The organism is Rheinheimera sp. (assembly GCF_036782235.1).
Classification (GTDB): domain Bacteria; phylum Pseudomonadota; class Gammaproteobacteria; order Enterobacterales; family Alteromonadaceae; genus Pararheinheimera.
Genome location: NZ_DAIPZL010000005.1, coordinates 42039 through 62894 on the forward strand (window position 1 = coordinate 42039; position 20856 = coordinate 62894).

Here is a 20856-nt window from a genome sequence, read left to right on the forward strand (position 1 = left end):
CAGTGAAAAACCAGTGCCGGAGGTGCTGGTTTTCAGATAAAAAAAGAGCTGCATTGCAGCTCTTTTTTATGGTTTAAATCCGGGGAAGCAAAAGGGGGATTAATGCTTTGCCGGATCGTCACAGAATAAATGAATTTGTTGTTCGGCCAGCGTGCGTTGTGCATCCATTTGCACATCAGTCAGTTGCTGCCTGCTGCCATCTTCCATATCAATAAAAACCGGTAAATCCTGCTGCAGAATTTTCAGATTTTTGCGGGCCTTTTCACAACTGGCCAAGCGGGCTTGTTGCTGCTCTGTGGTTTTTTTCTGCGGTTTAATGGCCGTTGTTTGCTGTGCCGGGCCTATCACAACGGTTTCATATTCCACATTTTGAGGTGGTAACTGACTGACATGCAAAGTGTTGTTCTTATCACGCCACTGGTACATCACTTGCTCTGCGGCTAATAGATCACAGCAAAACCATAACGACAACACAAGCAGAAACATTGTTTTCATAAAGGCCTCTGTCAGATTGCAGCAGACTGAATTTCAAGTGTAACGAACATTGGCAAAATTGCCTCTGCGCCAGCAAAATTCAGTCTGCGCACTGCGCCTTTATGCTGTATGGCTTAACTAAAAGTTTTGGCCAGGCTGGTCAGTTCCGACGCTTTGTCATGCAGCACATGACTGTTTTCGGCCACCACCGCCATATTGTTACTGTTGGTGTCGGCAATACTAGTGATGTCCTGCACATGGCTGGCAACCCGATGCGCTACCACATCCTGCTGCATTGTTGCTGTGGCAATCTGTGCAGAAGCCGATGCAATCTGATCGACCATAGCGGCAATATCATTGACCTGCTGGGCACTGAGCTGGCTTTGTTCCACACAATGTTCTGCCTGCTGACGGCTTTGTACCATCACGCTGCCCCAGCTTAATAAGGTTTGCTGAATTTCACGGATAGACAGCTGAATTTGTTCAGTCGCATTGTGGGTGCGTGAAGACAATGCCCGCACTTCATCGGCCACTACGGCAAAACCGCGGCCATGTTCGCCGGCCCGGGCCGCTTCAATAGCGGCATTTAATGCCAGCAAATTGGTTTGATCGGCAATGCCCTGAATTTCAGCCATCACAGCACCAATACGCTGTGCTTCAACGGCAAGGCTATCTGCAGTGCTGGCGGCACCATCCACTTCTTTGGCCAGCTGTTGCACTGTGTTGGTGGTCAGCTGCATCGCTTGTTGCGCCTGCTGACAAATCTGGTGTGTGCTTTGTACCTGAGTGGTGGTGTGGGCAGTACGGGAGGAAATTTCCGCCACTGTCTGGGTCAGCTCCTGACTGGCCTGGTCAATCAGTTGTAATTGTTGCTGCTGTTTCTGAATACCGCCTTTGGTCTGATCCACAGCTTCTGCCAGGGTGTCGGCAATGTTGCGCAGTTGTGAGGTGCTATCGCCGGTGCGGCCCAGCACTGTGGCTAATTTGGCCTGCAAAATTTTGATCTGAAAATCGGCCACACCAAAGGGACCAAAGCCGCTGTAAACATAACGGCTGACCGAGTCACCCTGTTGTTGCAGCTCCTTTAAATGTTTAGGTGTCACGTGCAGCTCATCATAAAAGCAACTGTGCTCAATCAGCGGCAGCAACAGCGCCAGTAAAAACCAGGGCGACAGCCAATAACAGCCGGCAGCAACAACGGTCAGCATCAGGGCTGCTGCAACAAGTTGACGCAGTGACAGATTAAAACGCCAGCCGACTAATGCTTGCCCGGCGCGGACTTTTTGGTAAGTCAGTTCAGCACGGCGAATCAGTTCTGGCGTTGGGCAACGTCGCACCGACTGAAAGCCCACCAGTTTATGCTGTTCAAAAATAGGGGTGACAAAAGCATCGACCCAATAATACCGGCCATCTTTACAGCGGTTTTTTACCATACCACGCCAGGACTGGTTTTTTTTCAGCGTGTCCCATAAGTCCGCAAATGCCTCTTTTGGCATATCCGGATGGCGCACAATATTGTGATTTTTACCTACTAATTCGTCCACGCTATAACCTGCAACCTGACAAAATGCCGGGTTGGCATAGGTGATCACCCCTCGGGTGTCTGTGGTAGATACTAGCTCGACATCAGGGCTAAAGGTAACGGCTTCGTTGATCAGTTGTTGATTTCTTCGGTTCATATCAGTGACTTGGACTTTAATTAGGGCGGTGATACAGTAGTTTACTACAAAGTTTTGTTTAAGCATTAAAGAAAATAGGAACGTCAAATGGCTATCGCCGACATCATGACAAAAAAGGTAAGGGTGACCACTGAAGACGCCCCATTAGCCAGCTTGCGTGCTTTGTTTGTCGACGCCAAATTTCAGCATGTGCCTGTGATCGACAATTTGCACCGGCTGATTGGGATAGTGTCGGTGAAAGATTATTACAAAACATTAAGCCCGGTGATGGATGCAGCATCGGAACAAACCACTGAGCTTTTTTTGCAAAGCCGTAAAGTGCGGCATGTGATGACCACACCTGTCATCAGTGTTTCACAGGACTGTGCTGTGCTGACGGCGGCCAAATTGCTACTTGATCGCAATATCAGTTGTTTGCCCGTGGTGGATGATCAACAACGGCTGATTGGTATTGTGTCCTGGAAAGATATTTTGCGTCTGGTGGTGCAATCGCAACAAAAACGGCAGCGTCGTTCACAGGAAGAAGAGTAAGCTGTTTTCGTTTTTTTTGACCCTTGTTTTTTGTAAAGGGACGCCCAATCATTGGCAAACAGCATCCTTATAAGGAATACACTTGAGTCAGTTTTTATCAGCACAAATGGCAAAGTTGCAGGCCGCACCCTGGAAAAATACCCTCAAAGGTATCCGCCGGGGTATTGAACGCGAAACTTTGCGCATCAAACCGGATGGCCGTTTAGCACAAACTGATCATCCGCCCGCGCTGGGGTCTGCATTAACTCATCCTCTAATCACCACTGATTTTTCTGAGTCTTTGCTGGAATTTATTACACCGGCGCAGCAGGATATCGACACCACTATTGCGCAGCTCACAGATATCCATCGTTTTGCCATCCGTCAGCTTGCAGAAGAGCGGTTGGGCTCTGGCAGCATGCCCTGTTTTATTGAACATCAGGACGAGATCCGGCTGGCTTATTACGGTACCTCTAATGTGGGCCGGATGAAAACTTTATACCGTAAAGGTCTGAAAAACCGTTACGGCAGCATGATGCAGGCCATTAGTGGTGTGCATTTTAACTTTTCATTGCCTGAGGACTTCTGGCAGGGTTATCAGCAAAGCCTCGGCAATACTGAGCCACTGCAGGATTTTATTTCGGCGCAGTATCTGGGCCTGATCCGCAACTACAAAAGATATGTCTGGTTGATTGTGTATTTATTTGGTGCTTCTCCGGCTATGTGCAAATCCTTTTTACAGGGCAGGGACAGCAAATATCCTTTCCAGAAGCTGGGTAAAGGCAGTTTGTATTTGCCTTATGCTACCAGTTTGCGGATGAGTGATTTAGGTTACACCAACAGCGCACAGTCGGCTCTGAATGTCAGTTACAACAGTTTGTCTGAATATATTCATGGTTTACAGCAAGCCATCAGTACCCCGTCAAATGAATATCAGAATATTGGCGTCAAGGTTGAAGGTGAATATCAGCAGCTCAATGCCAATATTTTGCAGATAGAAAACGAGTTTTATTCCACCATCAGACCCAAACGCACCACCCAAAGTGGCGAGCGGCCAACCTGTGCTCTTGCTAAACGCGGTGTCGAGTATATTGAAGTGCGGGCTTTGGATGTGAACCCTTTTAGTGCTGTGGGCATCACCGCTTCGCAGATGCGTTTTCTTGATTTGTTTTTGCTGTACTGCTTACTGGAACAAAGTCCGGCCATGTCCGCGGAGGAGCAACTGCGGGTCGACAATAACCTGCGTAAGGTGGTCACAGATGGCCGCAGATTAAATCTGGAACTGCTTGATGGCGACAACCCAAGATTAATGCAGGACTGGGCAGAAGAAATTTTTGCCGCTTTAATGCCGCTGGCGCAGCTGTTTGACGAGGTGCAGGGCGGCGAAGCTTATCAGACAGTATTAAAACAGTTTTATTTAAGCCTGCTTGATCCGGCGCAAACCTTCTCCGGCAAAGTACTGAATCAGCTGATTGCCGCTCAGCATGACAACAGTGTGGTGAGCCTTCAACTGTCAGAGCAATACCGGCAGCAGTTATTACAGGGTGACTATCAGTTTTATGCTGAGGCTGATTTTCTGCAGATGGCCACTGAGTCTCTAGCACAGCAAAAGTTGATAGAACAACAAGATAAAATTAGTTTTGATGATTATCTGCAGCAGTATTTTATTGAAGATCCGGCGCAGCTTTGTCAGGGCAGCAGTCAAAGTTAACACAACTTTGCCGTGTAACTCTTGCCAGATAGCAGGGTTTTCACTCTGCTATTTTTTTGCCTGCAGCATCAAAGTATCAAAACCGCGCCTGATGACACGGCGATAGCTAGTGTTTACAGCAGCAGTCTGCTGCATCAGTAGGATGTTACATCATCACAAGCTAGCCGCAGCATTTGTCGTCCACAGTAAAAAAACAAGCAAAAAAACGGCCACTGAAGTGGCCGTAAAACTAAGGATAAGGAGAATCCAGGGATGAAAACAAAAACTTGGTTGAATCCATTCGCTAAGTTAGAAGCTAAGTCGTAACGAAAGTTCAGCAAGTTTAGAATATTTTCTATTTTTTTAGTTTGATGTGGCAAAAACAGATTATCTCTTTGTTTTATATCAGTAATTATTTTTGATTTTCATCAGCAGTGACAATGGTGTCGCTGTAGTTAGTTGCTTTTTTTCAGGTGAGGGAAAATCCGCACCGACTTGATCATATTGTCCTGTACCTCAACAATTTCCAGCGGGTAACCCAATAGTTTCAGGCTCAGGTTGGCTTGGGGAATTTCTTCCAGGTATTCCAGCACAAGCCCATTTAGTGTTTTAGGGCCATCAGTTGGCAGATTTAACTGCATTTCCCGGTTCAGATCCCTAAGGTTAATGCTGCCGTCCACCAAAAACGAACCGTCAGGCTGTGGCTGAATTTCTTCACTGTTTTGTTCGGCAATGTGGGTGGTAAATTCGCCAACCACTTCTTCCAGAATATCTTCCAGTGTCACCAGACCCTGAATATCACCGTATTCATCCACCACCAGGCCAATACGTTCTTTGGAATTCTGGAACTTCACCAGTTGGGTGTTCAGCGGTGTGCCTTCGGGAATAAAATAAATATCGTTGACTGAGCGCAGCAGTGTTGCCTTAGTGAGCTGGTCTTTGAGCACCAAACGCATCACGTCTCTGGTATGTAAAAAGCCGATAGCGTCGTCAATGCTGTCACGGTACAGTAAAATACGGCTGTGCTGGGTATTGGCCAGCTGACGGATAATGTCTTTCCAGTCATCGTTAATATCGATGCCAGCCAGTTCATTACGCGGGATCATAATGTCTTCAACAGTGGCATTTTCCAGATCCAGCACACCCACCAGCATATTCTGATGTTGCTCAGGCAATAAAGCGCCAGCCTCATGCACCACGGTTCGCAGCTCTTCACTGCTTAAGCTATGACCATGGTGATGTTCAGCACTGATGCCAAAAATTTTCAGGAAGTTATTACAAATCCAGTTCAGCAGCCAGACCAAAGGATATAACAGCTTCATCAGCGGGTTTAACAACAGCGAACTTGGAAAGGCTACTCGTTCCGGATGTAAAGCAGCCAGGGTTTTGGGGGTAACTTCACCGAAGATTAAAATGATTAGTGTCAGGACAAAACCTGCGATAACGATACCGTAATCCCCGTATAGACGCATACCAATAATGGTTGCAATTGACGAGGCTGCGACATTTACCAAATTATTCCCGACCAGAATCAGGCCTATTAGCCTGTCACGACGGCTAAGCAGAGTCGATACGCGTTTAGCCCCGGGATGATTTTCATTGGCCAAATGCTTAAGCCGGTAAGGATTTACCGACATCATGCTTGTTTCAGTGGCAGAAAAATATGCAGAACAAAACACCAGAACACCAAGGATGATAAACAAGGTGCTGGTCGATATGTCGTCCAAGAGAGATAACCTATATAGCCGCTAAGGCCTATTTAATATTCCAAAGCGGCTGTAGAGTCAAGAATTACAAACGTTGCAGCAGGATTTCGCGCACAAAACGGCTGCCAAAATAAGCCAGAGTTAACAATAAGCTGGCGCTGATAGTTAAAGCGTTGGCCACTCTGCCACGCCAGCCAAGCCGGGCATGACCAATTAACAACAGTGAGAACAATGCAAAAGCGAGCAGACTCAGCATGTTTTTGTGGATATTGTGTTTGCCAAACCAGTCAGCGGTAAAAATAGCGCCACTAAGTAAGGTCAGCCCCAGCAGTACAGTACCGGCCAGTAGCAGCCGGAATAATAGCTGTTCGGCCTGCATTAAAGGCGGGAACACAGCACCGGTCTGCAGTGGTGTTTTTTGCTTTAAACGCTGGCTGATATAACTGACCTGCAGCGAATATAAAGTGGCCATAATCAGCATCACATAAGCAATAAAAGCCACTATCACATGGAGCAGCAGCCAGGTATTTTGCTCAAAATGTTGTACCTGAGCACCAACCGGCAGCATAGCCACTGCCAGCTGAACCAGAGCGGCAAAACCAAACACTATAGGTAATAACAAAGCGATGGGCGTGCGAAGTGCGGTGACAGTAAAAGATAAGGTAATGAGCCAGCACACCAGAGAACTGACATTTAATAAACTGAAATTCTGGCCGTCGCTGCCAAACATGGCCTGACTTAAGCCCAGCATATGCAGCACTATACCCGCTGTTGCTGCAGAAAAAACCAGTTTTAAGTTTGGGCCTTGTGGGTGATACAAACGCTGTGCAACAGCCACAGTTGCAATCAGGTAACAGAAAAAAGCCAGCAGAGGTAACAGCGCGAGCGACATGCGAATAATTCCGGTTTAAAGCGCAAAAACCTATTGTATTGCAAGCTTTGCAAGAATGACAGAGCCGACGGCTGACGGCGGATGCTTACTCGGTTATAATCAGCGCCATTTTGACATTCGTGGTAAAAAAACATGTTTGAAAACCTGTCCGATCGTTTAACCCGCACGCTGAAAAATATCAGTGGCCGCGGTCGCCTGACCGAAGACAATATCAAAGAAACGCTGCGTGAAGTGCGCATGGCGCTGCTTGAAGCCGACGTGGCTTTGCCTGTGGTGCGGGATTTTGTGAATCAGGTGAAAGAACGTTCGGTTGGCCTGGAGGTCAGCAAAAGTTTAACGCCGGGTCAGGAATTTTTAAAAATCGTCCGTAAAGCGTTGGAAGAAGCCATGGGCGATGCCAACGAAGAACTGGCATTAAACAGTCAGCCGCCTGCTGTGGTGCTGATGGCGGGGTTACAAGGTGCGGGTAAAACCACCTCTGTGGGTAAACTGGCCAAGTTTTTAAAAGAGCGTAAAAAGAAAAAAGTGATGGTGGTGTCGGCCGACGTCTATCGTCCTGCCGCTATTAAACAGCTGGAAACTTTGGCCAAAGATGTAGGTGTCGAGTTTTTCCCGAGTGATATCAGTCAGAAGCCGGTGGCTATTGTCAGTGCAGCTATTGCCCAGGCCAAACTGGGTTTTTACGACGTCTTATTGGTAGATACCGCCGGCCGTTTGCATGTTGACGGCGAAATGATGGATGAAATCAAAGCATTGCATGCGGCGATTAATCCAATTGAAACCCTGTTTGTGGTGGATGCCATGACAGGTCAGGATGCGGCCAATACCGCCAAAGCCTTTAACGAAGCACTGCCGCTGACCGGTGTTATTTTAACCAAAGCGGACGGTGATGCCCGTGGTGGTGCTGCTTTATCTATCCGTCACATTACCGGTAAACCTATTAAGTTTATTGGTATGGGCGAAAAAACGGATGCCTTAGAGCCATTCCATCCGGACCGTATTGCGTCACGTATTCTGGGCATGGGGGATGTACTCAGTCTGATTGAAGAGCTGGAACAAAAAGTTGACCGCGAACAGGCGGCTAAAGTTGCAGCTAAGGTGATGAAAGGCCAGGGTTTTAGTCTGGAAGATTTTCGTGATCAGCTGGTGCAGATGCGCAATATGGGCGGCATGATGTCGATGCTGGACAAACTGCCAGGTATGAAAAACCTGCCGGCAGGTGCCAAAGATCAGATGAACAACAAACAGTTTGTCAAAATGGAAGCCATCATCAATTCGATGACACCCAAAGAGCGTCAGTTTCCGGATTTAATTAAAGGTTCGCGCAAAAAACGTATTGCGTCAGGTTCAGGCACCCAGGTGCAGGATGTCAATCAGCTGCTGAAACAGTTCACCCAGATGCAAAAAATGATGAAGCAAATGAGCGGCAAAGGCGGCTTAATGAAAATGATGCGTGGCCTTGGCGGTAAGTTACCCCCTGGTATGCTGCCACCGCGTTAACTGCTTGTTTAATCAAAGAAACCGGCTAGAAACAGCCGGTTTTTTATTGCCTGCGCCTGGATGCTGTTGTCGGCAATGTCTCACAACAATTAGCGTTACTGCGGCTTTGCTCATCAACAGTTGCGGCGTATGCTGCCGGGGCACTCTTACGGATGAGGTGAACCATGGCAACTCCACTGGCGTTTCTAAGCGAAATTGGCCGTCGTATTGACCCCCTAACCGATATTGTTGGAATTTGTCAGCAAGTCAGCAGCCTGATAGTGCAGGCGTTACATTTGCCCGACAATGTTATTTACCTGCAAAACCCCGAACAGCGGCTGCAGCAGGTGGCCGCTGCCGGTGCCAAGTTTTGCCAGACACAAGGTGTGCTTGAACCACTGCAGCTGGAGCTCGGCCAGGGTGTGGTTGGCACTGCGGCATTAAAACAAAGCAGTTTGTGTATCGCCGATACCGGCTGCTTTGGCCATTATGTAGTGGACGATGCCCCCAGGTTGTCAGAGTTATCGGTGCCCTTAACTTATCAGGGGGAATTGCTCGGTGTCATTGATGCGGAACATCCACAGGCTGGTTTTTTCACCTCTGAACATCAATACTTTATTGAAGTTGTTGCTGCCATGCTGGCGCCGAGGCTGGCTGACTTGTCTGCCAAAGCCAAAATGCAGTGGCGTTTTATCCAGGGCGGCGCCAAAGTGAGCCATAGCCAGCGCCGGAACCCGCTCTGGTGCAGTCAGGCGCAGTTTATGGAACTGGTGCAACAGCTGCTAAAACACTTTTATCAGCCGGCCAACTGGCAGAGCAGCTTGCTGCAGGGCAGCGCTTTGTTTCAGCAGCACTGCAACGAACAACATCAGGAATTCACGGCTTTGCAGAGTGTTCAGGCGGAACACATCCGCCAGCAGTTGTCGCACTTGCTAATCCAGATGCAGCAAAAAGAAGCCACTGCACTTTGGGCCGCTATTATCAGCGACAGATATATTGATAAACGTCAGGGGCAATTGCAGCTGGCCGATAAATATCACATGGGATTTAGTACATTTCGCCGTTATCAGGCGCAGGCCATTGCTTATCTTGGTGAGCAGCTCTGGCAGCTGGAACAGAAGGCAAGACAGCATTAAAACCATCAAACAATAGGGCCGGCTTCAAGCCGGCCTTATTGTTTGGACAGTTGCAACACAGCTTTTTAGCCAAGCCAAAGCAGATTTCATTTGTCAGCCGCCATCTATCCAAAAACGAAACATTTTTTGCCTTTTTGGGCTGTTGAAGCAGGTGACTGCTATTGCTGATAAGCAAAAACCGAGCAGTTTCAGAGCACTTTCTGAGCAGTTTGCTCAGGGAGAAACTTGTATCCTGATTGCGAGTTGTGAACATCACTAAATGCAACAAGGAGGCAAGCATGAAACTACTCACTCTGGCACTAACCCTGACGGCCATCAGCACTTCGCTGCAGGCAGCAACTTATGATCTGCCATTTAAAGGACAAAACTTTGGTGATCATGAAAAAGTGCATACTTTTGACCACGCCCAGAACACGTCACAAAAACATGGTTTTGATATGGGCGCACGCCGTTATGACTTTGACAATAGCCGCTGGACTTCAGTCAATACCACGGTGGCGGATTACAACGCCGCACCTACCAATGACAAATTTACCATTTATAACAAATCCATTTACGCGATGCGGGCCGGTAAAGTGGTGGGCTGCTGGCGTAACGCTCCGGAAAATCCAAGGCCTAAACTGTCCGGCGATTCAGAAACCACCAAACCCTGGCTGCACAGCAATCTGAAAAACGGCCTGATGCCTGGTGGTGGCAACATGTTGTGGATTGAACACGACGACGGCACCCGGATGTTATATGCCCATATGATCCCAGGCACTATCAGCTCTGCTTTGTGCCCCAATAATGATGTGGCTTATCCGGCACCTATCGGCAATAACAGCGAGATGAAGTACGTTGCAGTGCCGGAAGCTCAGCAAGCCGTGATCAGTAAAGGCCAGTATCTGGGTCGGGTGGGTAATAGTGGTAATTCAACAGGCCCTCATTTACATGTGCATCTGCAGGATAGTAGTGGTGTAGGCCAGCTGATCACCTTTAACCGTGGTATGGCGGCCGTGCCGGATGATACTAAACCTTATCCGGTCTGGACCCGTTTTGCCGGTAGCACTATTCCTGGCGGTTCACAGTTGATTTGGGCCCCGCGCACTGTCGGTAGCCAGTATGTGCGCCATGGCATGGCCGCCGTTGCCATGCAGGGCTGGTTTAGTCATCTGGCCGATTCAGGTTTTAAACCAGCCTGGTTTGATGGTTATACCGTAAATGGCAGCACCTTTTATAACATGGTATGGAAACCTGCCAATCTGGCCTGGCGTGCCTATTTTGGCCAGTCCGGTGCGTCTTATCAGACAGTGTTTAATGATGCGATGAATGATGGTTATGTGCCGGTGCAGGTCGACTCTCATCAAACCGGCAGTGGCACCCGTTACAGCGTTATTTTTGAGAAAAAAGCCATGGCGTTCCTGGCAAGGCACGGCTTGACCTATCAGCAGCATCTGGATGTGATGGAACAGGCTAAAGATTTGAATATGCGTCCGGTGAACATTTCTGTGGTGTCATCAGGAGGAGAGCGTCGTTACACCACTTTATATAATCAGCAGAATGTGGGTGGCTGGACTGTGAGTTCGCAACTCAGTGCCGCGGCTTATCAGGCTAAAGTCACCAGTGAATGGGATGCAGGACGCCGACCAATTTATCTGAATGCTTATGTGCATGGCGGTAACGTGAATTACACAGCAGTGTTTGCCCAGGCGCCGGTGAATAGCTGGGTGGCGCGCCACGGTCAAACTTCAGCACAGTTCCAGACCTCTTTTAACGACTTTAGTGCTCAGGGTTATCTGACGGATGTTGTGGCAGGTATTGATGGTGAAGATGTGCATCGTTTTGCCGGCCTCTGGAGCAATAACTAACAATGTGATGTAACAGGCGAAGTGCAGACTTCGCCTGTTTTTCCGGACCTTTTAGCACTCAGGGAAGAGAACATGAAAAACACTGTACTTATTGCCACTTTAATATTCACTTTTGCCAGCGGTTATTTAATTGCCAGCCAACTGGCGCAGTCTTCACCACAGGTGCTTGAAGTGCCAACCCAAAACATGCAGCCAGCCTGTGAACGGCAGGAGCCGGCGAATGCAACAAGAGCGCAGTCTGCGGCTTTCAGTGACAGCCAGCTCAGCTTGATGCCGCAGCGTCAGGTTCAGCAGCCGCAGCAGGCACAAACGGAGTTTGCCAGCCAGGCCAGACAACCTGCCGAATTAAGCCTTGCAGCTTACAGCAGCCAGGTGGCCAGTCAGCTACCTGCCGCAACAGAGCTGATTATCCAGCTTGATCACAGTGAGTTTGCGCAGCTGTTAGAAAACCATCAGCAACAACAGGGTGGTGAGATGGCAGCCATGGATTATCAGCAGCAACTGGCGGATTTTTTTGCGGCACAACCTGCATTTCACCTGCAGCAACTCGATTGTCGCGCCGATTTGTGTTTGCTGGAGTTTGAACTGCAGGATGACAATCAATGGGGGCAAGTTTTTGGCGTTTTGAGCTCCCAGCCTTGGTGGCAGTCTGTCAGTTATCAGGCGCTGAGTGCGCAGCCTGCAGATGGTCAGGCAGCGACAAAACAGTCGCGTCTGCTGATCCTGCAACAACAGCAGATGGCCGCCTTGCAGGACTACAACCAAACACAAATGCTGGCGGATGATGGTGCCAGTCAATGAGACGGGTCTTTCAACACCTGGGGCACAGCGCAGTTGTTTTCGGGTTTTGACTGTCTGTTGCACCTTTGTCTTGCGTCCAACTCAGCGACTGAGGTTAAATTTGCCATAAGCCGCCATTGGGGCGGCTTATGGCATAACTGCTGCGGCAGTTTTGCTGTTTAGTCAGTATTTTCCCCGCAGCAGATTTTGAGCTGCCGGATAAGGACATCGAAGTGACCCCACAAACTACAGAAACAGTGATTCGTGACAGCGATTTTTTTGTTGAACCTGATATTTATTATTATGTGGCGGCGCTGGAGGTGAACACACCAGCCATGCACCGTTTGGTTTGTCGTGATGACAAAGAAATCACAGTGGTGACTACAAAAGCCGGGCTTGCTGATTTAACCATAAAACAGCAGAACCAGGACCAATGGCGTCTTTTGGTGATCAACTGCGCCAATCCGTTTTATTGTGTTGGCTTTTTGCAAAAAATCAGTAGCGCCATGACAGCGGCCGGTCTGGATATTTTGTTGGTATCGGCTTTTAGCCGCGACTATGTTTTTGTACTGCAGCAGCATCTGGAGCAGGCTGTTGGCATTTTGCAAAACATCGGATTTGTAAAGCGCGAGCGCCACAACTAACGGCTTTTGCTCAGGGCGAAATCTGAGCAAAGCCGTGAAATACCTTGCATTCATGCTAAAAATCCGTACAATTCGGCGTCCCTGTGGTTTGACTGCAGGGATTTTTATTTCAATAAAACCTGAACGATTGATTTAGAGGACGGTATGGTAACTATTCGTTTACAACGTGGTGGCGCGAAAAAGCGTCCATTTTACCAAGTTGTGGTCGCAGACAGCCGTTTTGCTCGTGATGGCCGCTTTATTGAGCGCGTGGGTTTCTTTAACCCAATCGCCAGCGGTACTGAAGAGAAAGCGCGTATCGACCTGGACCGCGTTGACCACTGGGTAGCACAAGGTGCTGCTTTAAGTGATCGCGTGGCTTCACTGGTAAAAGCAGCTAAAAAAGCTTCTGCTTAATTAGCAAACTGGTTGGAGTTTAAACCTTGAACGGTAAAGATTTAGTTGTCTTAGGTAAGTTTGGTGCTGTTTACGGTATCAACGGGTGGCTAAAAGTAAACTCCTACACAGATATCCCGGAAGGGATTTTTGATTACACACCCTGGCAAATTCAATTACAGGGTAACTGGCGACCAGTGCAGGTTACAGGTTGGAAACGTCACAGTAATGGCTTAATTGCCAAGCTGGAAGGCGTGAATGACCGTGATCAGGCGCAACTCTATGTTAATGCTGACATAGCTGTGACGCCCGCTGCATTACCAAAGCTCGAAGATGGCGATTATTACTGGAAAGACCTGATGGGAATGAAAGTAATCACTGAAGCTGGCTACGACTTAGGTGAAGTAGTGGACATGATGGAAACAGGCTCAAACGACGTTATTGTTGTGAAAGCCAACCGGAATGATGCATTTGGTCAGAAAGAGCGTTTGTTGCCGTTTTTAACTGACTCTGTCATTAAAGCGGTGGACTTAGCGCAAAGTCGGATCATTGTTGACTGGGATCCTGAATTTTAATGGCCGAACAGCCAAAATTGTGGTTTGGGGTTGTTACCCTGTTTCCGCAGATGTTCGATGCTGTGACAAAGTTCGGTGTAACCAGCCGGGCAGTCAAAAACGGGTTGATCGACGTACAGTGCTGGAATCCAAGGGATTTTACCTCGGATAAACATAACACTGTGGACGACAGACCTTTTGGCGGCGGTCCTGGTATGTTGATGATGGTGCAGCCTTTAACAGACGCGATTCGCGCCGCTAAAGCTGCTGCAGGTGGAGACGTTCATACCATTTACCTTTCGCCGCAAGGCCGGAAGTTAGATCAGGCAGGCGTAGCCAAACTTGCGACTTATTCGAAGCTGCTGTTAGTAGCTGGCCGTTACGAAGGAATTGATGAACGCGTAATAGAGTCGGAAATTGACGAAGAATGGTCAATCGGCGATTACGTGCTGAGTGGGGGCGAATTGCCTGCGATGACGCTGATTGATGCGGTATCGCGACTGGTACCAGGTGTACTGGGGCATGATTTATCCGCAGTTGAGGATTCGTTTGCCTCCGGACTGCTGGATTGTCCGCACTATACCAGACCAGAAGTGTTAGATGGCAAACAGGTTCCTGCTGTATTACTCAGTGGACACCATGAAAACATCAGACGCTGGCGTCTGAAGCAGTCTCTTGGGAGAACATGGCTTCGGCGACCAGAATTGTTAAATGTCCTGGCTCTGACTAAGGAGCAACGCAAACTTCTGGAAGAGTTCCAACAGGAACACCAGGCGTTGCAGCAACGATAGTTTATCCAGGTAAAGTGAGATTGTTATGAGCAAAGTTAGCCAAAACATCATCAAAGAACTTGAAAACGAACAGCTGAAAACCAACGTTCCAGCTTTCGGCCCAGGTGATACTGTGGTAGTTCAGGTTAAAGTTAAAGAAGGCGATAAAACTCGTCTGCAGGCTTACGAAGGCGTTGTTATCGCCAAGCGTAACCGTGGTTTACACTCTTCTTTCACAGTTCGTAAAATTTCGAACGGTGAAGGTGTTGAGCGTGTATTCCAAACGCACAGCCCAATGATTGACAGCATCACGCTGAAACGTCGTGGTGCCGTACGCCGTGCCAAGCTTTACTACTTACGCGATCGTTCAGGTAAATCAGCGCGTATCCGCGAAAAGCTTAACTAAGCACTTGAAGGCTGCCTTATGGCAGCCTTTTTTTACCTTTGACAAAATTCCTTGCACAATACAAAAGTCACAATGCCATGCCTGAAAATTGCAGTTATTGCCTTTTTATTGTTGCCCCATCCCAAGCGCTTTTGGCTTAAACGCAAAAATTCCCCAATTTCTACAACAACTTAATCTTTTTGTTCAGATCTTTTTTCTGCCGCAAAGCCGAACTACAATTGCCACAGTTTCCCGCCAAAAGGATGTTGTTGTGCATTCAGCCAGTTTTATTGAAAAACGCCGTTTTATTGTCAAGCTTGGCAAAATGTTGCATAAGTTCGGCACGCCGGCTTACCGGCTGGAAGTGCATTTGTTAAATGTGGCCGAGTTTCTGGGCATTGGCGCCGCTTTTGCCATTACACCCACTGTACTTACATTTGTGATCTGGCAGCCGGGTGAAGAAAACGAATACACCCATGTGGCGCGGGTGATGCCGGGTGAGCTGGATCTTGGCTCCTTGTCCCGCACCGATGAAATTGTGGATGCGGTGTCCAATGGCAGCCTCACCCTGGAGCAGGCAACGGCACGGTTGAATGAAATTGCTGCCATGCCCAACCCTTATTCCCGTATTTTTACCTTTTTAGCTTTTGGCGCAGCCGGTGGTGCTTTTGCCATGCTGATGAAAGCCAGCTGGCATGATGTGTTCTGGGCAACGCTGCTGAGTTTTCTGGTGTATCTCTTTGTGCTTTGGGCAGAAAAAAGCCGGCGGGTTACCAATATGCTTGAGCCGCTGGTGGCTATGGTATCGGCTTTTGCGGCAACAGCCATTGCCGCTTACCTTGATGCCAGCATTCAGGTGCCGCTGGTGGTGCTATCGGCCATTATTGTGTTTATTCCGGGTCTTGCGCTGACGCTTGGTTTGGCTGAGCTGGCGGCGCGTCATCTGGTGTCGGGTACTGCCCGTATTATGGACGCTGTGATGCTGCTGTTTAAGCTGTATTTTGGTGCTTTTTTGGGCATGGCATTAGGCCGTTTGTGTTTTGGCGAAGTGGCCTATCAGCCGATCAGTGCAGTGCCAGACTGGACGGCCTGGCTGGCCATAGCGACCTTGTGCGGTAGTTTGGTGGTGGTATTCAGAGCGCGGAAAAAACATGCACTCTGGGGTATCGCATCCGGCTTTATTGCTTTTGGCGCCAGTCTGATTGGTGGTGTCTATTTAGGGCTGGCGCTTGGTGCTTTTGTGGGAGCTTTTGCGGTTGGGGTCTATGGCAATATTTTTACCCGCTTAATGAACGCACCCGCCAGTATTGTTGCTTTGCAGGGCATGATAGTGCTGGTGCCAGGCAGTAAAACTTATATCGGCCTGAATTCTTTTATCTCAGGGGAACAAATGGCACCGGTGGAGCAGCTGGGCCAGCAAACTTTCCTGATTTTTATGTCGTTGGTGGCTGGTTTTATTTTTGCCAATGTGGCTTTGCCGCCAAAGAAAAGTTTGTAGTGGCTGTTTTTATGTTTTTAGAAGGCAGCCATGCAGTCGTAGTGACTGTGAGGTCGTGATCATTTGGCTGGCTGGCGTTATTCAAAACGTTCCGACCAGCCTTTGACGATGCCGGCAAAATCGCCGTTGTTTTTCAGTTGTTGCAGGCTGAGTTTAAGCCTGCTCACCAGCACAGCATCAGTTTTCAGGCTGCAGGCCAGATGAAAATCGAGCGGCAATTCAGGTAAATCCAGTTGTTTTTTCAAACTATCAACGTCAATGCCTGACTCTTGCGCACGGTATTTTAAGATAGTGTCGTTAATCACCACTAAATCAATATCCTGCCTGCCTTGCAGCATATTCAGCATCATTGACACATTTTCCAGTAGATACAGTTCCTTACCTTCGGTAAAACCATTTTTCACCAGATAATGGTGGGTAATATCGTCACGGGTGACGGCTGTGACATATTTTTTGGCGTCCTGCAGCGTCTCCAGCTTGATATCTTTGCGGCTTTTCAGCGAATAAATAGAGGTGTGGTTATAAGAAATGGCGCCAATCCAATGAAATAACGGTGTACGCTCGGCACTTTTTGAAATGGAATAAATGCAGACATTGGGTTGGCGCAGCGCCAGCTGATAGGCGCGACTCCAGCTTTGTACTTCAATTTCATATGAAATACCAGCACCGGCAAAGGTTTTGCGTACCACCTCAGTGGCAAAACCACTGACTTCAGTGCCGTTTGCTATCTGATAAGGGGGTAAATGTTCGGTCAGAATACGAATAGGTTGATTAGCTGCCAAAGTGACGGCAGGGAACATCAGGATCAACAACTGAAATATTTTTATTATTTTGCCTGCCACAATGAGGTGCACTCCTAAAGCCTGGCTGAATTTACTCTAACCATCTTCAGCAATGGCTGCAAACTTTGTCGGCATTCTTTTGTTGCTGCCGGTCGATATTCTGTTGTTTGTCAAATATATAGCCGTTTACATGTCCAGATGAAAGCGATTGGATTTTTGATTTGTAAATTAAAGTGTACTTAGTTTATTTTTGTGGCGCGGGCTATGCATCCATATTTATATGGGTTTTATCGGTTGACAGTAGGGGGCTGAATTTTTAATATGCAAAACCGTAATCATTGAATTACACAATGTATAAATAAGTTTACGTTCATTTCTGCCTCATCCTTCTGGCTGGAATAACAACTGAAACGACACTGCTGGAGCCAAACCGATGAGCAAAATTGTTGATGATTTACGTATTACTGCGGAAAAACCCTTAAGTCCGCCGCTGGTGTTAAAAAAAGTGCTGCCGTTAACGGAAAAAGGCGCTTTGTTTGTGCAGCAGGCCCGCCGTGATATCGCCAATATTATTCAGGGCACAGATCCACGCCTGTTGGTGGTGGTGGGGCCTTGTTCTATTCATGACCCTGTGGCCGCCATCGACTATGCCAGGCGTTTAAAAGTGCTGCAGCAGCAATACAAAGACAGCCTGTATATTGTGATGCGGGTGTATTTTGAAAAACCTCGTACCACAGTGGGCTGGAAGGGGTTTATCAACGATCCACATCTGGACGACTCTTTTGATTTGGAAACCGGCTTAACCCGGGGACGTGATTTGTTATTACAGCTGGTGGAAATGGAGTTACCAGCGGCCACTGAAGCGCTCGACCCTATCAGCCCGCAATATTTGTCCGATCTGATTGCCTGGGCCGCTGTGGGCGCCCGTACTGTGGAGTCACAAACTCACAGAGAAATGGCCAGTGGTTTATCGATGCCGGTGGGCTTTAAAAATGGTACTGACGGCAATTTAAATATTGCTTTAAACGCGCTGCAATCAGCCGCCAGCCCACACACTTTTATTGGTATTAATCAAAAAGGCGAAGTAGCGCTGGTGCAAACGGCAGGAAACCCGGACGGTCATATTATTTTGCGGGGGGGCGCTAAACCCAACTATGACGCAGCCAGCGTGAACGACGCAGTTGCTGCGCTGAAAAAACACAAGCTGCCACAGGCCATAGTGGTGGACTGCAGTCATGGCAATTCGAATAAAGATCACAACAGGCAAGCGCAGGTGGCCGAAGCTGTAGTGGCGCAGCGCCAGCTTGGCAACAAGGCTATTATTGGTTTGATGCTTGAATCCAATATCCACGCCGGACGGCAGGATATTATCAATGGCAAGGCTGAGTTGTACGGTGTGTCTGTGACAGACGCCTGTATTGACTGGCCAACCACAGCACAATTATTGGCGGGTATACATCTGCAAATGCAGCCTGTGGTGCAGGCGGCTTAAGAGGTGGGCATGGACAACAATGACACTGGCTCTGATCCGATGGCGGCGCTGGCGCCTTTACGTGCGCAAATTGACGAGCTGGACCGTCAGCTGGTGCAGCTTTTGGCCGCGCGCGCCAAAGTGACGGCAGAAGTAGGGCGGGTGAAGCAACAACACGCCTTACCGCTTTATGTGCCAGAGCGTGAGCTGGCCTTGTTAAAAGCCAGAAGAGCAGAAGCAGAACAAGCCGGTGTATCGCCTGAGCTGGTGGAAGATGTACTGCGCCGGGTGATGCGTGAGTCTTATCAGACGCAGGAAGCAGGTTTTGTTTGCTGCCGGCCACAAGGTGGCAAAGTTGTGGTGGTCGGTGGCGCCGGTGCACTGGGTGCTCGTTTTGTCAGTTTATTTCAGCGCTCCGGTTATCAGGTGCAGGTGCTGGAACATAACGACTGGGAGCAAGCCGCACACTTGGTGCAAAACGCCTGTCTGGTGCTGCTGGCGGTGCCTATTCACGTCACTGCTCAGGTGATAGCCCAGTTACCTCCGTTGCCCAAAGACTGTGTGCTGGCCGACTTAACCAGTATTAAAGCCGAACCTTTAGCAGCGATGCTGGCACATCATCCCGGCCCTGTGCTTGGCTTACACCCGATGTTTGGTCCTGATATCAGCAATATAGTGAAACAGGTGGTGGTGGTGTGCCATGGCCGTGCACCGGAGCAATATCGGTGGTTATTAAAACAATTTAACGTCTGGGGCGCTGTGCTGACGGAAAAAGAAGCCCGTCAGCATGATGAGCTGATGCAGATGATCCAGGCCATGCGTCACTTTTCCTCTTTGGTGTATGGCGTGCATCTGGCGGAAGAGCAGGCGGATTTACAGCAATTACTGGAACTCAGCTCGCCGATTTACCGGCTGGAGCTTGCGATGGTCGGGCGGTTATTTGCCCAAAATGCCGAGCTTTATGCCGATATTATGTTGTCGTCTGTTGCTGTTACTGGCTTATTACAGCGGTACCAGCACAGATTTAATCAGCTGTCACATTTACTGGCGGCACGCGACAAAGCCGGTTTAATGGCCGAATTTGCCAAAGGTCAGCAATTTTTTGGTGAGCTGGCGCCGCAGTTTTTACAGGAAAGCCGGCGTTTATTACAAAAAGCCTCCGATGAGCGCAGTTAACAGCTGCGCTTTTTTATTTGACGTCAACAGGTACTCAAAGCCTTTGCTGCGGTTCAGGCTGTAGCAGGCTGGGTTTTGTTGACAGATGTCTTTATACTCGCAGCACCCGGGCTTCAGTGGTTATCAGCGGTGCTGTTGATTTTGCATAAGTTTTTATCCTTTATTGCGGTTTTACTGCGTTATGGCTGCGCCGGTTTGTTATTGCTGGTGCTGCTGTTTGCCTGGCTGCCGGTGCCTTATACCGCTGTGATGCTGGAGCGGCAAATCAGTGCCTGGTTGTCAGATAAAACGCATTATCAGCCGCGCCATCAATGGCGCGCTATTAACGAGATATCACCACATTTGCTGCAAGCCGTGGTGGCGGCCGAAGATCAGAAGTTTTTGCAACATCATGGTTTTGATATGCAGGCCATTGAAAAAGCCCTGGTATATAACAAAAAAGGCAAAAAAGTACGGGGTGCTTCCACCATCAGCCAGCAAACGGCAAAAAATGTATTTTTATGGAGTGACCGCAGCTGGCTTCGAAAGGGTCTGGAAACTGGTATTACAGTGCTGATTGAAGGTGCCTGGGGCAAACAGCGTATTTTAGAAGTGTATCTGAACAGTATTGAATTTGGCGCCGGTATTTATGGGGTGGAAGCGGCGGCCCAACATTTTTTTGGCACTTCGGCAGCCAGGGTAAACCGGCAGCAGGCGGCTTTGCTGGCGGCTGTATTACCCAATCCACATCGTTTTTTAGTGAAGCGGCCGTCCCCTTATGTGCAAAAGCGCCAGCAGTGGATTTTAAGGCAGATGCGTCAGCTGGCACAGGTACAAAAACAACTCAGTGGTTAAAGTGAAGCCCTTACAGCTCTTACCAGCAGCACAATTGGCGGAAAAAACCGCAAATTCGCCGAACATTAGCGAAATAATACTGTGCCTGAGAGCCCGACTTGGTTATCTTATTGCGCTTGTCTGCGCTGGTTTCAGGGAACCTTACACATTGTCACAGCACAGCTCAGTCCGGTA

General features: G+C 48.6%; 20 protein-coding genes. 15 read left to right on the forward strand and 5 right to left on the reverse strand.

The features are described 5' to 3' along the window. Positions 1-99: 99 nt before the first annotated feature. Positions 100-495: a DUF4124 domain-containing protein gene (locus V7P87_RS07645; RefSeq protein ID WP_333796903.1), complete on the reverse strand. Its 396-nt coding sequence runs from the start codon at positions 493-495 to the stop codon at positions 100-102. Between the two features lie 113 nt (positions 496-608). Next, entirely contained in the window at positions 609-2153 is a 1545-nt protein-coding gene (locus tag V7P87_RS07650) for a methyl-accepting chemotaxis protein (RefSeq protein ID WP_333796904.1), read from the reverse strand. An 87-nt stretch (positions 2154-2240) separates the two neighbouring features. Here V7P87_RS07650 and V7P87_RS07655 point away from each other — a divergent pair, with 87 nt between their 5' ends. Both V7P87_RS07655 and gshA read left to right on the forward strand, forming a co-directional pair. Beyond that, positions 2241-2684, forward strand: a complete 444-nt coding sequence (locus tag V7P87_RS07655) for a CBS domain-containing protein (RefSeq protein ID WP_333796905.1) — start codon at positions 2241-2243, stop codon at positions 2682-2684. Between the two features lie 82 nt (positions 2685-2766). Further along, on the forward strand, positions 2767-4374 hold the full coding sequence (gshA, locus tag V7P87_RS07660; RefSeq protein WP_333796906.1) for a glutamate--cysteine ligase: 1608 nt from the start codon (positions 2767-2769) through the stop codon (positions 4372-4374). A gap of 434 nt (positions 4375-4808) precedes the next feature. Here gshA and V7P87_RS07665 read toward each other — a convergent pair whose 3' ends face one another. Both V7P87_RS07665 and V7P87_RS07670 read right to left on the reverse strand, forming a co-directional pair. Continuing rightward, positions 4809-6080, reverse strand: coding sequence for an HlyC/CorC family transporter (locus tag V7P87_RS07665; protein WP_333796907.1), 1272 nt, complete (start codon positions 6078-6080; stop codon positions 4809-4811). Positions 6081-6144: 64 nt separating this feature from the next. Next, complete coding sequence (locus V7P87_RS07670) at positions 6145-6951, reverse strand: cytochrome C assembly family protein (protein WP_333796908.1); 807 nt, start codon at positions 6949-6951, stop codon at positions 6145-6147. A 132-nt stretch (positions 6952-7083) separates the two neighbouring features. Between V7P87_RS07670 and ffh the strand changes: the two genes are divergently transcribed. The 10 genes from ffh (at position 7084) to V7P87_RS07720 (ending at position 16419) form a co-directional block, all read left to right on the forward strand. Beyond that, positions 7084-8451: a signal recognition particle protein gene (ffh, locus tag V7P87_RS07675; RefSeq protein ID WP_260657386.1), complete on the forward strand. Its 1368-nt coding sequence runs from the start codon at positions 7084-7086 to the stop codon at positions 8449-8451. Positions 8452-8615: 164 nt separating this feature from the next. Continuing rightward, positions 8616-9566: a GAF domain-containing protein gene (locus V7P87_RS07680; protein ID WP_333796909.1), complete on the forward strand. Its 951-nt coding sequence runs from the start codon at positions 8616-8618 to the stop codon at positions 9564-9566. A gap of 278 nt (positions 9567-9844) precedes the next feature. Beyond that, positions 9845-11413 (forward strand): hypothetical protein, encoded by a 1569-nt coding sequence (locus tag V7P87_RS07685; RefSeq protein ID WP_333796910.1) that lies wholly within the window; start codon positions 9845-9847, stop codon positions 11411-11413. Between the two features lie 72 nt (positions 11414-11485). Beyond that, a complete protein-coding gene (locus V7P87_RS07690; protein ID WP_333796911.1) occupies positions 11486-12214 on the forward strand; it encodes a hypothetical protein in 729 nt (242 codons plus the stop codon). Positions 12215-12426: 212 nt separating this feature from the next. Further along, positions 12427-12837: an ACT domain-containing protein gene (locus V7P87_RS07695; protein ID WP_333796912.1), complete on the forward strand. Its 411-nt coding sequence runs from the start codon at positions 12427-12429 to the stop codon at positions 12835-12837. Between the two features lie 144 nt (positions 12838-12981). After that, positions 12982-13233 (forward strand): 30S ribosomal protein S16, encoded by a 252-nt coding sequence (gene rpsP, locus V7P87_RS07700; protein ID WP_260657391.1) that lies wholly within the window; start codon positions 12982-12984, stop codon positions 13231-13233. Positions 13234-13259: 26 nt separating this feature from the next. Continuing rightward, positions 13260-13787 (forward strand): ribosome maturation factor RimM, encoded by a 528-nt coding sequence (gene rimM, locus V7P87_RS07705; protein ID WP_333796913.1) that lies wholly within the window; start codon positions 13260-13262, stop codon positions 13785-13787. A 17-nt stretch (positions 13788-13804) separates the two neighbouring features. After that, complete coding sequence (trmD, locus tag V7P87_RS07710) at positions 13805-14557, forward strand: tRNA (guanosine(37)-N1)-methyltransferase TrmD (RefSeq protein WP_296300090.1); 753 nt, start codon at positions 13805-13807, stop codon at positions 14555-14557. 25 nt (positions 14558-14582) lie between these two features. Further along, positions 14583-14942, forward strand: a complete 360-nt coding sequence (gene rplS, locus V7P87_RS07715) for a 50S ribosomal protein L19 (RefSeq protein ID WP_333796914.1) — start codon at positions 14583-14585, stop codon at positions 14940-14942. 250 nt (positions 14943-15192) lie between these two features. Next, positions 15193-16419 (forward strand): threonine/serine ThrE exporter family protein, encoded by a 1227-nt coding sequence (locus tag V7P87_RS07720; RefSeq protein WP_333796915.1) that lies wholly within the window; start codon positions 15193-15195, stop codon positions 16417-16419. Between the two features lie 77 nt (positions 16420-16496). Here the strand turns inward: V7P87_RS07720 and V7P87_RS07725 are convergent, their stop codons facing one another. Beyond that, positions 16497-17261 (reverse strand): substrate-binding periplasmic protein, encoded by a 765-nt coding sequence (locus V7P87_RS07725; protein WP_333796916.1) that lies wholly within the window; start codon positions 17259-17261, stop codon positions 16497-16499. 373 nt (positions 17262-17634) lie between these two features. On the opposite strand from V7P87_RS07725, the gene V7P87_RS07730 reads away from it, so the two are divergent. From V7P87_RS07730 to mtgA, 3 genes are all read left to right on the forward strand, one after another. After that, on the forward strand, positions 17635-18693 hold the full coding sequence (locus V7P87_RS07730; RefSeq protein ID WP_296299907.1) for a 3-deoxy-7-phosphoheptulonate synthase: 1059 nt from the start codon (positions 17635-17637) through the stop codon (positions 18691-18693). Positions 18694-18702: 9 nt separating this feature from the next. After that, the gene (gene tyrA, locus V7P87_RS07735; RefSeq protein WP_333796917.1) at positions 18703-19848 is read left to right on the forward strand and encodes a bifunctional chorismate mutase/prephenate dehydrogenase; all 1146 of its coding nucleotides are present in this window, start codon (positions 18703-18705) and stop codon (positions 19846-19848) included. 141 nt (positions 19849-19989) lie between these two features. Then, complete coding sequence (mtgA, locus tag V7P87_RS07740) at positions 19990-20682, forward strand: monofunctional biosynthetic peptidoglycan transglycosylase (protein WP_333796918.1); 693 nt, start codon at positions 19990-19992, stop codon at positions 20680-20682. Positions 20683-20856: the final 174 nt, after the last annotated feature.